15 protein-coding genes are annotated in these 13,436 nt (G+C 42.0%); 2 read left to right on the forward strand and 13 right to left on the reverse strand.

Annotated elements, in window-relative coordinates; genetic code table 11:
- The first annotated feature begins 71 nt into the window (after positions 1-71).
- Positions 72-461 (forward strand): helix-turn-helix domain-containing protein, encoded by a 390-nt coding sequence (locus FFM66_RS01590; RefSeq protein WP_137604835.1) that lies wholly within the window; start codon positions 72-74, stop codon positions 459-461.
- A gap of 20 nt (positions 462-481) precedes the next feature.
- On the opposite strand, the gene FFM66_RS01595 is transcribed toward FFM66_RS01590, so the two are convergent.
- From FFM66_RS01595 to FFM66_RS01630, 8 genes are all read right to left on the reverse strand, one after another.
- On the reverse strand, positions 482-1,504 hold the full coding sequence (locus FFM66_RS01595) for a D-alanine--D-alanine ligase family protein (protein WP_137604836.1): 1,023 nt from the start codon (positions 1,502-1,504) through the stop codon (positions 482-484).
- 112 nt (positions 1,505-1,616) lie between these two features.
- Positions 1,617-1,985 carry a hypothetical protein gene (locus FFM66_RS01600; RefSeq protein WP_048604497.1) on the reverse strand — a complete coding sequence of 123 codons (369 nt, stop codon included), beginning with the start codon at positions 1,983-1,985 and terminating at the stop codon, positions 1,617-1,619.
- A 70-nt stretch (positions 1,986-2,055) separates the two neighbouring features.
- On the reverse strand, positions 2,056-2,523 hold the full coding sequence (locus tag FFM66_RS01605) for a low molecular weight protein-tyrosine-phosphatase (RefSeq protein ID WP_261795778.1): 468 nt from the start codon (positions 2,521-2,523) through the stop codon (positions 2,056-2,058).
- Positions 2,520-3,092, reverse strand: a complete 573-nt coding sequence (locus FFM66_RS01610) for a TetR/AcrR family transcriptional regulator (protein WP_048604498.1) — start codon at positions 3,090-3,092, stop codon at positions 2,520-2,522. Before FFM66_RS01610 ends, FFM66_RS01605 begins: the two co-directional genes overlap by 4 nt.
- Positions 3,093-3,103: 11 nt before the next feature.
- Positions 3,104-4,111 carry a Holliday junction branch migration DNA helicase RuvB gene (gene ruvB, locus FFM66_RS01615; protein WP_048604499.1) on the reverse strand — a complete coding sequence of 336 codons (1,008 nt, stop codon included), beginning with the start codon at positions 4,109-4,111 and terminating at the stop codon, positions 3,104-3,106.
- A 12-nt stretch (positions 4,112-4,123) separates the two neighbouring features.
- Positions 4,124-4,714, reverse strand: coding sequence for a Holliday junction branch migration protein RuvA (ruvA, locus tag FFM66_RS01620; protein WP_048604500.1), 591 nt, complete (start codon positions 4,712-4,714; stop codon positions 4,124-4,126).
- 221 nt (positions 4,715-4,935) lie between these two features.
- Positions 4,936-5,682, reverse strand: coding sequence for an SDR family oxidoreductase (locus FFM66_RS01625; RefSeq protein WP_137604837.1), 747 nt, complete (start codon positions 5,680-5,682; stop codon positions 4,936-4,938).
- A gap of 73 nt (positions 5,683-5,755) precedes the next feature.
- Entirely contained in the window at positions 5,756-6,319 is a 564-nt protein-coding gene (locus tag FFM66_RS01630) for a DapH/DapD/GlmU-related protein (protein WP_048604502.1), read from the reverse strand.
- A gap of 121 nt (positions 6,320-6,440) precedes the next feature.
- Between FFM66_RS01630 and FFM66_RS01635 the strand changes: the two genes are divergently transcribed.
- Positions 6,441-7,328, forward strand: a complete 888-nt coding sequence (locus FFM66_RS01635; protein WP_137604838.1) for a LysR family transcriptional regulator — start codon at positions 6,441-6,443, stop codon at positions 7,326-7,328.
- Positions 7,329-7,456: 128 nt separating this feature from the next.
- Here FFM66_RS01635 and msrB read toward each other — a convergent pair whose 3' ends face one another.
- From msrB to FFM66_RS01660, 5 genes are read right to left on the reverse strand one after another with little or no spacing between them, the layout of a single operon-like run.
- On the reverse strand, positions 7,457-7,894 hold the full coding sequence (gene msrB, locus FFM66_RS01640) for a peptide-methionine (R)-S-oxide reductase MsrB (RefSeq protein ID WP_137604839.1): 438 nt from the start codon (positions 7,892-7,894) through the stop codon (positions 7,457-7,459).
- Between the two features lie 28 nt (positions 7,895-7,922).
- Complete coding sequence (locus FFM66_RS01645; RefSeq protein WP_048604505.1) at positions 7,923-8,477, reverse strand: Maf family protein; 555 nt, start codon at positions 8,475-8,477, stop codon at positions 7,923-7,925.
- A gap of 3 nt (positions 8,478-8,480) precedes the next feature.
- Positions 8,481-10,493, reverse strand: coding sequence for a DNA mismatch repair endonuclease MutL (gene mutL, locus FFM66_RS01650; protein ID WP_137604840.1), 2,013 nt, complete (start codon positions 10,491-10,493; stop codon positions 8,481-8,483).
- Between the two features lie 15 nt (positions 10,494-10,508).
- The gene (gene mutS, locus FFM66_RS01655) at positions 10,509-13,061 is read right to left on the reverse strand and encodes a DNA mismatch repair protein MutS (RefSeq protein ID WP_137604841.1); all 2,553 of its coding nucleotides are present in this window, start codon (positions 13,059-13,061) and stop codon (positions 10,509-10,511) included.
- Positions 13,045-13,431 carry a YlbF family regulator gene (locus FFM66_RS01660; RefSeq protein ID WP_137604842.1) on the reverse strand — a complete coding sequence of 129 codons (387 nt, stop codon included), beginning with the start codon at positions 13,429-13,431 and terminating at the stop codon, positions 13,045-13,047. Before FFM66_RS01660 ends, mutS begins: the two co-directional genes overlap by 17 nt.
- Positions 13,432-13,436: the final 5 nt, after the last annotated feature.

A 13,436-nucleotide genomic window follows, 5' to 3' on the forward strand; every position in this document is an offset into this window, starting at 1 on the left:
ATGTAAAATACTTTTGACAGACAAAAAGAGTACTCTCAGCTATCCTTGCTATCAAAGGTGGTGATAATAATATGAATATCAGTCAACGAATTAAAAACTGTCGGATTGAGCGACAATTGACCCAAGAAGAAGTAGCCGAAAAGCTTTTTGTCTCTAGGCAGACGATTTCTAATTGGGAAACAGGAAAAACCAGTCCAGACATCGAAAGTTTAATTTCCTTAAGCAATTTATATGAGATTTCGTTAGATCAGTTAATCAAAGAAGACCCCAAATTTCAAAAGCGAATAAAAATAAAATCCCACTATGACTCATTCATAATGGGATTTGGAGCAATACTTGTTTTCATTGGCTTTTTTGGTCCTGATAGCTTGTCACTGCTTAATTTCATTTTAGGCTTCTTTTTTATCTTATCTAGTGAATATAGCGCAAAATATCTTGAAAAATTCTTCTCCTCTAAATAATGCTGCTATATTTTTATCGGCTAATTTCTTCCAACCCCCTCCAACGACAGCTGCAGGATTTTCTCGCATAGCTCTTGATAAGAAATTCCAGCAGCTTGAGCCTCTTGGGGAAGCAAACTGTGTGGAGTCATGCCCGGCAATGAATTGGCTTCGATCACATACACTTCATTTTCACGACTCAACATGAAATCCACCCGTGAATAAACAGAAAGTCCCAGCAGCTGATGTACTTGCCATGCACAAGCCTGCATTTTTTCTGTCAACTCCGGTGATAAAACGGCTGGTGTAATTTCTTCAGTCATGCCTTGTTGGTATTTATTTTTATAGTCATAAAATCCTTCTTTGGGAATCAACTCGATAATCGGTAAAACTTGTTCCCCTAAAATGCCTACGGAAAATTCTCTGCCTTCAATTTTTTCTTCCACTAAAACCGTTTCTGAATACTGAAAAGCCGCCGCCAAAGAATCCGCCAGATCCGTCTGATTCTCTACGATTTCAACACCGATACTTGAACCATTATCATTGGGTTTGACAACCACCGGTCCATCGATTGTAACCGGACTGTCTTTCGTAAGTATTTGCCAAGGAGCAGTTTTGATGCCATGATACGTTAGCAATTCTTTTGAAATCTTTTTATCCATTGCCAGTAGGCTGCTTTTGTAACCGGAGCCAGTATACGCAATCGAATACATATCGAATAACGCTTGAAGCTGTCCATTTTCTCCAATTCCTCCATGCAGTGCCAGGAAAACAAGATCACTGGTTTTACAAATAGAAATCACATTAGGTCCTACCAAATCAGCTTGTATTTTTTTCATTTCAGCTACATCTGGCGCTTTTTCATCGATTGTATGCGTATATTTTTCCATACGATGTTGCGCAAAGGCTTCGGCAAAGGTTTTACAATCTGCTGCTCCCTCGTACACATCCAGCAAAACTACTTGATGACCGTTTGCCATCAATGCATTCGCAATCTGACTTCCAGAAGAAAGAGAAACTTCCCGTTCATCACTTAATCCGCCAGCCAATACAACTATATTCATTTTATTTCCTCATTTCTGTTTTTCTTTCACCTATTTTACCACTCTCTTACTGAGAAAATTACCAACAAAAAAATCATCCACGAAATAATTCAGGATGATTTCTACTATTTTTTTAACGGGAGATGTTTTCTCGGTGACCATTTGGAGCAAGAATGCTGATTTTTCGAACGGATTCTAAGGGAACCATCCGAATCTGCTGCTTGTCTTTTTGTAATTTGATCAACAAATGTCGCCGATCTTTATTTTTAGCCACCAACCAGCCGGAGATTGTTTCAAATTTTCGTTCAGCATCGGGATTATCCACTTGAAGAACCACCAGACTGTGCTGACGTGCTGCTTTTTTTATAGCATCCCGCATTTCTACGGAGATTTTTTCTTGTTGCCGATTCTCGGCAGTATCACTTAAAAATGTATCGAGTAAAGTATTAGAAGTAAGCGCAACGAATTGACGAATTTTTTTGATTTTCGATTTTTTTTCCATTGCAAACCCCTTTCTGCTTCAAGCAAATCAGCTTTTGTAAAGCCTATTCTAAATAATTTTCTGCTAAAACTCAAGCCTTACTGTTTCGCTCAGCTTGCAAAACGGCAAGCCAACTATCCAGACCTTCTTTTAGCAGTTGGTAGGTTTCTTGAAAATCTCCGGTATACCACGGATCAGGAACGGCCATTGCTTTTTTGTCGGGAACGACACTCAGATATAAATGGATTTTCTTTTCTGTACCTGCGGGAGCAATTTTCTGTAGATCTCGAAGATTGTTTTGATCCATTCCAATGATAAAATCAAACGTATGAAAATCTGTCTCCGTGATTTGTCGGGCATGCATTTTCGAAAAATCGATACCGGCTTGCCGCAAAATATTTTGTGTTCCTTCATGGGGCGGATTTCCCGCTTCCCAACTGCTGGTTGCTGCTGAATCAACAAACAGCTCGATTCCTTTTTCCTGTGCCCGTTGCCGCATCAGTCCTTCTGCCATAGGCGAGCGACAAATATTTCCTAAACAGACAAATAAAACCTTCACTCTATCTCCTCCTTTTGATACATCCGAAAAGAGAAAAACTCAACATCTTTTGCCAGTTGAAAAAGTTGAGTAGCGATTTCTAAAGGTGATTCCTGGTACCCGCCGGAAATCCAAGCAAGCAGGACGCCACTACAGCCGTAGGAAAAAAAACGACCATAAAAATCTTTGTCCTTTTCAGTCAATACACCTTCTGTATCTACCTGTTCAAACAATTTGCGGAATAATTTCGTTACGATCAATGAAAATTCTTTGATCAAAACATCTCGATTTTTCTCAGTCGTCACTTGATAGAACACGTTTTTTTCCTTCATTGTTTTCAGCATCTTTAATGCCTGTTCTTCCCAATTATCGATGGACAATTCTGCTGAGGTCAAATATTTTAAGGAATCGTTCAGATAAATCCAACGCAGTAATTCTGCTTTGTCGGAAAAATGATAGTAAAACGTCTGGCGATTGATTTCTGCTTTTTTAGCGATATCTTGCACGCTGATTTTTTCATAGGGCTTGGTTTGTGTCAAAGCGACTAAGGCTCGTCCAATTGCCCGTTTTGTCTGATTTCCTTCTGTCATAAGCCTCTTCCTCAATCTGAAATTTGATATGAATAGCCAAAATGTTCATAGGCAAGATGAGTGGCAATTCGTCCACGGGGAGTACGCTTTAAAAATCCCTTTTGAATCAGATAGGGTTCGTACATGTCCTCGACCGTTTCCGTTTCTTCCCCAATATTGACAGACAGGGTGCTTAATCCCACTGGTCCGCCGCCATAAATTTCGATCATCGTTTTGATCAATTTTTGATCAACATAATCCAAGCCGGCTTTATCCACCTGCAGTAAGCTCAACGCCCGATCGGCAATCAAGCGGTCAATCACTCCATCGGCCTGTACTTGAGCAAAATCCCGAACCCGCTTCAACAAACGGTTGGCGATTCGCGGGGTTCCCCTTGATCGTCGTGCGATTTCGATTGCACCTTCCGTAACAATTTCTGTTTGAAAAATATCCGCCGAACGCAACACGATTTCCCGCAGATCCTGCTCTTGATAATATTCCATGTGACTAATAATCCCAAAGCGATCCCGTAATGGCGCTGAAAGCATCCCGGCACGGGTCGTCGCCCCCACAAGTGTAAAGGGTGGCAAAGGAAAATGAACCGGGTGAGCCGTGGTTCCCTGTCCAACCATGATATCCACATAAAAATCCTCCATCGCCGAATACAGCATTTCTTCTGCAACTCGCGGCAAACGATGGATTTCATCAATGAACAATAAATCCCCCGGTTCCAATTCATTTAAAATCGCCACCAAATCTCCCGGTTTTTCAACAGCCGGTCCGCTGGTGGTACGGATATTAACACCCATTTCGTTAGCAATCACCATGGCCATCGTGGTTTTTCCTAATCCCGGTGGTCCATAAAGTAGCACATGGTCGAGGGATTCTTCACGATTTTTCGCCGCTTCAATATAAATACGCAGCTCTTCTTTAACCTTATCCTGACCGATATACTGTGAAAGGTATTGTGGTCGCAACGATTTTTCGAGGATTTCTTCCGTCTCTGTCGTTTCCGGCGAAACGATCCGTTCGTCTGTCATTGACCGTTCCTCCTATTTTTTCATCATTAATTTTAGCGCTTCCCGCAAATATTCATCGGTTGTTTTTTGCGGATCAACAGGCAATAATTTTTCTACCCGCTTGGTTTCTTTCTCACTGTAACCCAAAGCAGACAAAGCTGCCATAGCTTCTTCCAAGGCTTGATTCTCGGATAAAATCGGCATTGCCGGCAATTCTCCTGCCAATTCGCCCAATTTCCCCTTCAAATCCAAAATCATTTGTTGCGCTGTTTTTTTACCAACACCGGGAAACTTCGTCAAATACGTGGCATCACCAGATTCAATGGCTGCGATCATGCCATCGTGCTCTTCATTTGCCATGATGGCCAAAGCACTTTTCGGTCCGATTCCAGAAACGCTGATTAGGCGCAAAAATAATTGTTTTTCTTCTAATTTGCCAAAACCATAAAGTAGATGTGCATCTTCCCGAATCACTTGATGGACATAAATTTTTACTTCTTGATTCATTTTGCTGCTGTAACGATAGGGATTTCCCAATGCGATTTGATAGCCGATGCCCTGCGTTTCCAATACAAGATAAGCTGGATTGATCGCCGTTACAAGTCCAATGATATATTCGTACATGTCCTAACCCTTTCTGTACATATGTTCCCCTTATTGTATCACAGTTTCCATCGACAAAAAAGGCAGAGAAATGATTGGCTCTTTCTCTGCCTAGTTTAGCTAAATCAGCGGAAAATTTTTTAAGCTGAGCCGACAAAAAGTTCGGAGAATCAGCAAAATTCTCCGAACTTTTTGACTTGTGCTTACTAACTTTTTGAAACAAAGGAATTGGTTGCCCCATTTTACCAAGGTTGATCGGTAGGTCCAACGGTGAACTCATTAACGTTTGTGTCTTCTGGTTGGTCAATTGCAAAAGCAACAATATTTGCAACGCTTTCTGGTCCAATTTGATAGGTTTCATAAAGAGAGGACATGCCTTTTTCTGTTTCCTTATCGGTGATCGTCGTTAACAATTCCGTTTTTATTGCGGCTGGATAAATCGTTGCCGTACGGATATAGCTGCCTTCTTGTGCTGATTCCATGCGCAAAACTTCCATCAAATCTCGAACAGCCCATTTTGTGGCACCGTAAACTGCGCCACCAGGATAGGCTTTTAACCCGGCAACCGAAGAAGTGGTGATTACATGCCCAGATTTTTGCCCTTTGAAGGTTGGTAAAACAGCGGCGATCCCGTTCAAAACACCTTTGATATTCACGTCCACCATTTGATCCCATTCGTCCGTCTTCAATTCAGATAACGGTGAGTTTGGCATCAAGCCGGCATTCAAAAAGATAACATCAATTTTTCCAAAGGCTTCTTTTGCAAGATTGACTAATGCTTCATTATCTGCTGGTTTGGTTACGTCGGTGACCCGAAAGACAGCTTCGCCACCTGCTTGTTTGATTTCCTCAACGATTTTTTGCAATTTTTCCTCACGACGAGCGCCCAGAACAATTTTTGCTCCTTTGCTTGCCAATAATTTTGCCGTTGCTTCTCCGATTCCTGATGATGCGCCTGTGATTACTACTACTTTGTCTTGAATTGCCATAATAAACATTCCTTTCTCGAACCTATGATTATTTTGCCTAGTACCAAAAACGTGTCACACTTTTGTTGTCACATTACTGGGAAGGCTGTTGTTCTTTATAATTAGAGTTGATACCTTTGATAAATCTGGCTGGAACGCCACCCACAATCGTATTTGCTGGTACATCGTTCGTCACTACTGCCCCGGCTGCGACGATTGCATTCTCTCCGATCGTCACCCCTGGAGTCACTGTGACATTTGCCCCCAACCATGCATTCTCATGGATATACACTGATTGCAATTCCAAATGCCGCCGTTCTGCCGGTTCTATTCGATGATTGACAGAGGCGATCGTAACATTCGGTCCAATCAACACATGATCGCCAATAAAAATACCGCCTAAATCGGTGAACATTGAATGGCTATTAATGAAAACATGCTTCCCAATGTGTAAATTGCGACCAAAATCCGACCAAAATGGCAAACGAATTTCAGTTGTTCCATCAATCGTCTCATTGGTAATTTTGCTGATTCGCTCACGAATCTCTGCTTGGTCGTGGGTACCGGTATTTAATTGTTGAAGTAACGGTTGATTAATTTCGTTGATTTCTTCAACCTGATCATACGCCGCAGTCCCCAAGTCCATCTTTGACTTCATTGACTTCCCTCATCTCTTATTTATTGATTGACTACAGTATACTGGGAAATTATACTAATGTTAAATACTTATAATGTATTAATCACTATAATAATTAGTTATGGAAAAAAGGAGTGGTTCCATGGATATTCGTGTTCTTCGCTATTTTGTCGCCATTGCACAAGAACAAAATTTTTCCCACGCAGCACAGTCCCTGCATGTGTCACAGCCAGCTTTATCCCGCCAAATTATCGATTTGGAAACTGAATTAAATGTTAAGCTGTTTGAACGGAGCCATCGCCAAGTAAACTTGACTCAAGAAGGTTATTATCTACTAGAACGTGCACAAGAAATTATTCGTTTGTTTGACAAGACAACATATAATTTACAAAAGCAAGACATCATTAGCGGAACGTTGGATATCGGTTCTGGTGAAAGTCATGCCATGACCTACATCATGCAGACAATTCAGCAGATCATTCACAAATATCCCCAAATTCATATCAATCTAAGAAGTGGAGATGCCAGCCTGATAGAACCGCAATTAGATAGTGGTATTTTAGAATTTGGAGTCATCATGGGACGGCGACAGTTGGATAACTATAACTTTCTCACTCTACCTGAGGAAAATCGTTGGGGTCTCTTAATGCGGGCTGATGAACCGCTTGCCCGTCATTCAACCATTTCTCCCGCTGATCTTATTGGTCGCCCCTTAATTGTTTCTGCGCAGGCAAAGCAGCGGGGGATTTTTAAAGAATGGAGCAACGAACTATTTGATCAGTTTAATTTTATCGGTACCTACAATCTGATTTTCAACGCTAGTTTGTTGATTAAAACCGGTGCCTGCATGGCATTGACCTATGAAAATTTAGTCGAAGCCTCCCAACAGAGCGGACTCGTCTTTCGTCCTTTGGAACCTCAATTAACTGATCCCAATATTCTGATTTGGAGTAAAAGCCGAAGCTTGCCCAACGTCAGCAAACTATTTCTAGAAACGATTCAAAAAAATATTCAACACACTGACGTATAATTAGCGGAGAACTTTTATTTCTCCATCACGGTCAAACTTTTTAGAAATGAAAGATTGGCTTGATTACTGCTCAACAATCGTCAGCAAAAAAAATAAAGCCCCTTTTCAAAAGCGGGCTTTATTTCCTATTATTCCACATATTCTTTGTATTCACTATAGCCTTGTTGATCCATTTCCTCTAACGGAACAAAGCGCAAAGCGGCGGAGTTGATGCAGTAGCGCAAGCCGCCTTTTTCTTCCGGTCCATCTGAAAAAACATGTCCTAAATGCGCATCCGCTTCATCACTACGAACCTCAACTCGGTGCATTCCATGAGAAAAGCCGGCTTTCTCTTTGATTTCTTTTCGAAGAATCGGCTTGCTGAAAGAAGGCCAGCCACAGCCGGCATCAAATTTTTCGGTAGAAGAAAACAACGGTTTGCCGCTGATAATATCCACGTAAATGCCTTTTTCATAAAAATTATCGTATTTTCCCGTGAATGGCTGTTCCGTTGCGCTTTCTTGCGTAACTGCATAAGCCATTGGTGAAAGTTGCTTTTTCAATTCTTCTTTTGAATATTCTGCCATTGGAAATCCTCCTTTAGTGGAAGCAAACCTACTTAATTTCCTTCATCATCTGATAAATTGCGCCTACAGGAAAGCCCACAATACTATAGTAATCGCCATCCACCTTTTTTACAAACATCCCGGCTTTTCCTTGGATTCCATATGCACCAGCTTTATCCACGTAATCTCCTTCATCGAGATACTGATTAATCTCTGCATCCGTCAAGTCAAAAAAGAGAACTTTGGCAGGAACCAATTTGGTGAGCATTTGCCGACCTTTACGCAAAACCACCGCCGTATATACATGATGCATTTGACCGCTCATCAGACTGAGCATCTCAAATGCTTCTTCCCGAGATTTGGGTTTTCCTAAAATTTTCCCACCGGCCACTACGATGGTGTCACATGCAATCACTAAATCATTCTCATGCTGTTTTGCAACGGTTTTTGCTTTGGTTTTTGCCATTCGCATGACGTATTCTTCCGGCTGATCCTTTTCGTGAACTGTTTCGTCAATGTCGGCAGGTTCAACCGTAAAATTATCGACAATATGGGCAAGCAATTGTTTTCGCCGTGGTGATTGCGACGCTAAAATAATCGCCATTTTTTACATCGTCTCCTTCGTTTTATGAGGATCTTGGATTCGTTTAAACATTTTTTCCATGTCGCTGTTAGTGAAGTGAATCAGTACCGGGCGTCCATGGGGACAGTTAAAGGGATTTTCACAGGTCGCTAAATCCTGCAGCAACACGCGGGCTTGAGCCTCGTTCAAATGATGATTGGCCTTGATGGATCGCTTACAGCTCATCATGATTGCAGTTGCTTCTCGGAATTTTTTGACACTGACACTGCCGGTTACCAGCAACATATCGATCATTTCACGAATAATCGCTTCTTCTTGTCCTTTCGGATACCATACAGGATGAGCTCGAACAATGAAGCTGTTGGCGCCGAATTCTTCTAAATAAATCCCCACATTTTCCAACAGTTCAGCTTTTTCCTTCAGCTTTAGCGCATCACTGTTGGGGTAATCTAAAACAAAAGGCACCAGCAATTCCTGCAAATCATTGGTGACATCCCCAATTTTTTCCCGATAATATTCGTATTTGATCCGTTCTTGCGCCGCATGCTGGTCGATGATGTACAATCCCTGCTCACTTTGGGCAAACAAATAGGTTCCATGCATCTGACCAAAATAATCCAATTGTGGAAAACGTTCTGTGGGACGATCATCTGAAGCCAATACTTTATCTAACAAAGTTTCACATTCTTTATTGGCCAAATCAAATTCCGGATGCAGCCGAATCTCTTCCTCGGAGAAGTCCGATACGACATTGGCAGCATTTGGTTTTTCTGTGACCTCGTCTGACTCCAACGGCACAAATTCATCCTTTTTAGATTCCTGTGAAAAAACTGGTGTTGGTTTTCCACCAATATCCACAAGATTATCCACAGGGTTTTCCACAGTCTGTTGATAACTTTCCTCCACAAAAAATTTTCCACTGGCGGCATCGTAAGACAAACCTTTAGTGTTTCTTGGTTCAGCAAAATCCATCGCCAACTGTTCCGTTTTTTCTTGAGGAGTCTGTTTCTTTTTAAAACTTAAATTGTCAGCTGCATTGGGGATTAGATTTTCTTCCCGCAAGGCATTATTGATGGCTTTGCTCAATAATTCTGTCAATTCTTTTTCCTTTGATAAACGGACCTCCTGCTTGGTTGGGTGCACATTGACATCTACCAATAGCGGGTCCATCGTGATCTCGATCACTGCTAAAGGAAAACGACCAATCATTAATTTTGAGCCATAACCTGCGACGATGGCTTTGTTCAGTGCAAAATTTTTGATATACCGGCCATTGATAATTGTTGACAAATAATTCCGACTGGACCGGGTAACTTCCGGTAATGAAACATAGCCTTCGATTTTAAAATCTAAATCTTCTGCTTGGATTTTCAACATTTTTTTAGCCGTAGTAATGCCGTAAATTCCCGCCAAGGTCTGTTTCAGATCGCCATTGCCGGCAGTCGCCAACATTTTATTACCATCGTGAACCAAACGAAATGCAACAGAGGGGTGGCTCAGTGCCAACCGATTGACGATATCCCCAATATTCGCCAATTCCGTTTGAACCGTTTTAACATATTTCAAACGCGCTGGCGTATTAAAAAATAAGTTTTCCACAGTAATCTTGGTTCCTTGCCGCAAAGCAGAAGGAGTATGGGATTCAACAGCACCGCCTTTTAATTTCAGCAAGGTTCCTTGTTCCGTTCCTTGCACCGCTGTTTCGACGGTCACTTCGGATACGGAAGCAATACTTGGCAAGGCTTCGCCACGAAAACCCAGTGTTCGTATCCGGAATAAATCATCCCGATTGTGGATTTTGCTGGTGGCATGTCGTTTAAATGCATTCACCACATCATCATCAGCGATTCCTTCACCGTTATCTGTCACCTGAATTTTACGCAGACCTGCTTCTTCAATTAGAATATCAATTTGGGTACTGCCGGCATCTAGCGCATTTTCCACTAATTCTTTAACCACCGATGCGGGGCGCTCCACCACTTCCCCTGCAGCAATCTGATTGGCAAGACGTTCAGATAATTCTTGGATTTTTCCCATAGATACGCCTTCTTTCTAAATCCGTTTCTGCAACTCGTACAATGTATTCAATGCTTCCATTGGGGTCATTTCTAATAAATTCAATTTTTTCACCGTATCAATCACACCTAATTCACTGGTAGAAACTTCGCTGAATAAGGACATCTGCTCGATTTCTTCAGTGACAGCAGGAGGAGCTTGCAGGACAGCTGGTGTATCTGCTTCTAATCCCTTTAAGATTGTTGCAGCTCGTTCCAGCAAGTTTGTCGGCAATCCGGCAATTTTTGCCACGTGGATACCATAACTTTTATCCGCAGGTCCTTCCATCATTTTATGAAGGAAAACCACATCGCCATCTTTTTCAACTGCTCCCACATGGATGTTGCGCAGTTGAGGCAAGGCTTCATCCAGAACCGTCAATTCATGATAATGAGTAGAGAATAAGGTCTTGGCTTTCACTTCTTTATGGATATATTCAATAATGGCTTGCGCCAACGCCATACCATCATAGGTTGCTGTTCCCCGTCCCAATTCATCAAATAAAATTAAACTGTTGGGTGTTGCATGACGCAAAGCTTGATTGGCCTCCATCATCTCCACCATAAAAGTACTTTGTCCAGCGATTAAATCATCACTGGCGCCAATGCGGGTAAAAATCCGGTCAAAAATCGGTAACTTTGCCGTTTCTGCGGGGACGAAACACCCCATTTGCGCCATGATGACAGTCAATGCCAATTGCCGCATATAGGTGCTTTTCCCTGACATATTTGGACCGGTAATCAGTAAAATCAGGGTTTCTTGATCCATCGTGATGGAATTTGGGATGTATTCTTGATGCCCCAAAACTTTTTCCACAACGGGATGGCGACCTTCTAAAATTTTCAGCTCTTTGCCAAAAGTCGGTTGTACATATTGGTAGCGTTCGGCGATCATCGCAAAACTTTGTAGAACATCCACCGCACTGAGGGATTTTGCCAAGGTTTGCAGTCGTTCGATAGCCTGCTTGATTTGTTCCCGCACCTCTAAGAATAATTGATACTCCAAATCAACTGATTTTTCTTCGGCCTCTAAAATTTGCGTTTCCAATTTTTTCAGTTCCGGTGTGATAAAACGTTCGGCATTTGCCAAAGTTTGCTTTCGTTCATAGCGGCCTTCTGCTAAATTGCCTAAATTGGCCTTCGTGATCTCGATATAATACCCAAACACCCGATTGAAGCCGACCTTCAAATTACGGATGCCGGTTTCTGCTCGTTCTTTGGCTTCTAATTCCGCCAACCATTGTTTGCCGTTTTTCATCGCTAAACGGTATTGGTCAAGCGTTTCATTGAACCCGTCCTTGATAACATTGCCTTCTGTAATCTGCAACGGTGCCTCTTCATTGATGGCATCTTCAATCAATTGGACCAGATCTTCCATCGGTTCCAAATCTACCAGCAGGTCATTCCATTCCCCTTGATTGATTCCAGTCAGCAATTCGCGAATCAGCGGAACTTGCAGCAAAGAGGTTTTTAATTGGATCAAATCCCGCCCGTTGACGTTTCCAAAGGCCACACGTCCAGCTAAACGCTCCAAATCATAAACCTTGGTCAAATTTTCCTGCAGGTCAGCCCGTTCAAAATAACTATTCAGCAGAGAAGCGACCATTGCTTGTCGGGCAAGGATTGCTTGTTTTTGAATCAAGGGTCGATCCAACCATTGTTTCAGCAAACGTCCCCCCATTGCCGTCTTGGTTTCATCCAACAGCCACAATAAAGTGCCGTGTTTTTTTCCGGTACGAATTGATTGGCTCAGTTCTAAATTAAATTTCGAATAATAATCCATCTTCAAAAAATGATCTGGTTGATAGTCCACAGCTTTTTGCAAATGTGCCAAACTACGCTTTTGAGTGATGGATAAATAGCACAGCAGTTTTCCCGCCACTTCTTTTTCCACTGAATTAGTCAGTTCACTGGTCAAAAATTGAAATTCTGCATTTTCCTCAATGGTTTCCTGCGTGGAGAAAACCACGTTCAATCGATCCTTCAATTGTTTTTTCAGCTCATCTGAAATTTCACTGCCAAAAACGATTTCTTTGGTTTGCAGCGCAGAAGCTTCATTAATGATGGCTTCTTCATCTTTTAAAACGGTGGCTTTTAGTTCCCCGGTACTCAAATCCACATAAGCAAATCCGTAGTCTTTACCGGTAAAGGTCAGCGCCGTCAAAAAATTATTGTCCTTAGCCGAAAGCCCCTTGCTTTCCATAACGGTTCCGGGGGTCACCAATTGAATGACTTCTCGCTTAACCATCCCTTTAGCCGTTTTGGGATCTTCGACTTGTTCACAGATTGCGACTTTATAGCCTTGTTCGATCAACGTATCCACGTATCCTTGGGCAGCATGGTAAGGAACTCCGCACATGGGAATAGGGTCGTCGGCATTACGGTTGCGGCTGGTCAAAGTCAATTCCAAAATTTGTGCGGCTTTGATAGCATCCTCGTAAAACATTTCATAAAAATCCCCTAAGCGGTAAAAAAGGAATGCATCCTGGTACTGTGCCTTGATTGCCAAATATTGTTCCATCATAGGCGTATTTTTAGTCTTTTGAGGCATTCGGTTTTTCCTCCTCAATTGTTTCATTTACTTGTCTTTGCAACGAATCCGTCACAAAATGCAGCAAATCGTTGGCTTCCAACAATTTTTCCCGATAAGCAATCACTAGCGGCTGTTCCTCAAACTCTGCTGTGTAGCGATTTGCCGCAGCAATAGCAGCTTTTTCTGCTTCTGGTTTTCCATAATGAGCAAAATTGACGGCCTCTTTTTGTGCGGTTTTAATTTTTTCTTCCAACTCTTGCAAATGCTGATTTTTTTCGATTTTTTCTTTGATCCGCTTGAAAGATCGGATTGTTTCGTGAGCAGCTAGTAATTCTGTTAACTGTTCAAGGGCTGCTTTTACTTCTGGTTCCCGTTCTAATGCATCCATGGCTT

Source organism: Enterococcus songbeiensis, from assembly GCF_005405265.1.
Taxonomy (GTDB): Bacteria; Bacillota; Bacilli; order Lactobacillales; family Enterococcaceae; genus Enterococcus_C; species Enterococcus_C songbeiensis.

Excerpts from the sequence above, each read along its gene's own strand:
- FFM66_RS01590 (WP_137604835.1), top strand. The coding sequence starts at position 72 with ATGAATATCAGTCAACGAATTAAAAACTGTCGGATTGAGCGACAATTG.
- FFM66_RS01610 (WP_048604498.1), bottom strand. The coding sequence starts at position 3,092 with ATGACAGAAGGAAATCAGACAAAACGGGCAATTGGACGAGCCTTAGTC.
- mutL (WP_137604840.1), bottom strand. The coding sequence starts at position 10,493 with ATGGGAAAAATCCAAGAATTATCTGAACGTCTTGCCAATCAGATTGCT.
- ruvA (WP_048604500.1), bottom strand. The coding sequence starts at position 4,714 with ATGTACGAATATATCATTGGACTTGTAACGGCGATCAATCCAGCTTAT.
- FFM66_RS01625 (WP_137604837.1), bottom strand. The coding sequence starts at position 5,682 with ATGGCAATTCAAGACAAAGTAGTAGTAATCACAGGCGCATCATCAGGA.
- FFM66_RS01595 (WP_137604836.1), bottom strand. The coding sequence starts at position 1,504 with ATGAATATAGTTGTATTGGCTGGCGGATTAAGTGATGAACGGGAAGTT.
- msrB (WP_137604839.1), bottom strand. The coding sequence starts at position 7,894 with ATGGCAGAATATTCAAAAGAAGAATTGAAAAAGCAACTTTCACCAATG.
- mutS (WP_137604841.1), bottom strand. The coding sequence starts at position 13,061 with ATGCCTCAAAAGACTAAAAATACGCCTATGATGGAACAATATTTGGCA.
- FFM66_RS01635 (WP_137604838.1), top strand. The coding sequence starts at position 6,441 with ATGGATATTCGTGTTCTTCGCTATTTTGTCGCCATTGCACAAGAACAA.
- FFM66_RS01645 (WP_048604505.1), bottom strand. The coding sequence starts at position 8,477 with ATGGCGATTATTTTAGCGTCGCAATCACCACGGCGAAAACAATTGCTT.
- FFM66_RS01660 (WP_137604842.1), bottom strand. The coding sequence starts at position 13,431 with ATGGATGCATTAGAACGGGAACCAGAAGTAAAAGCAGCCCTTGAACAG.
- FFM66_RS01600 (WP_048604497.1), bottom strand. The coding sequence starts at position 1,985 with ATGGAAAAAAAATCGAAAATCAAAAAAATTCGTCAATTCGTTGCGCTT.
- ruvB (WP_048604499.1), bottom strand. The coding sequence starts at position 4,111 with ATGACAGACGAACGGATCGTTTCGCCGGAAACGACAGAGACGGAAGAA.
- FFM66_RS01630 (WP_048604502.1), bottom strand. The coding sequence starts at position 6,319 with ATGAAGTCAAAGATGGACTTGGGGACTGCGGCGTATGATCAGGTTGAA.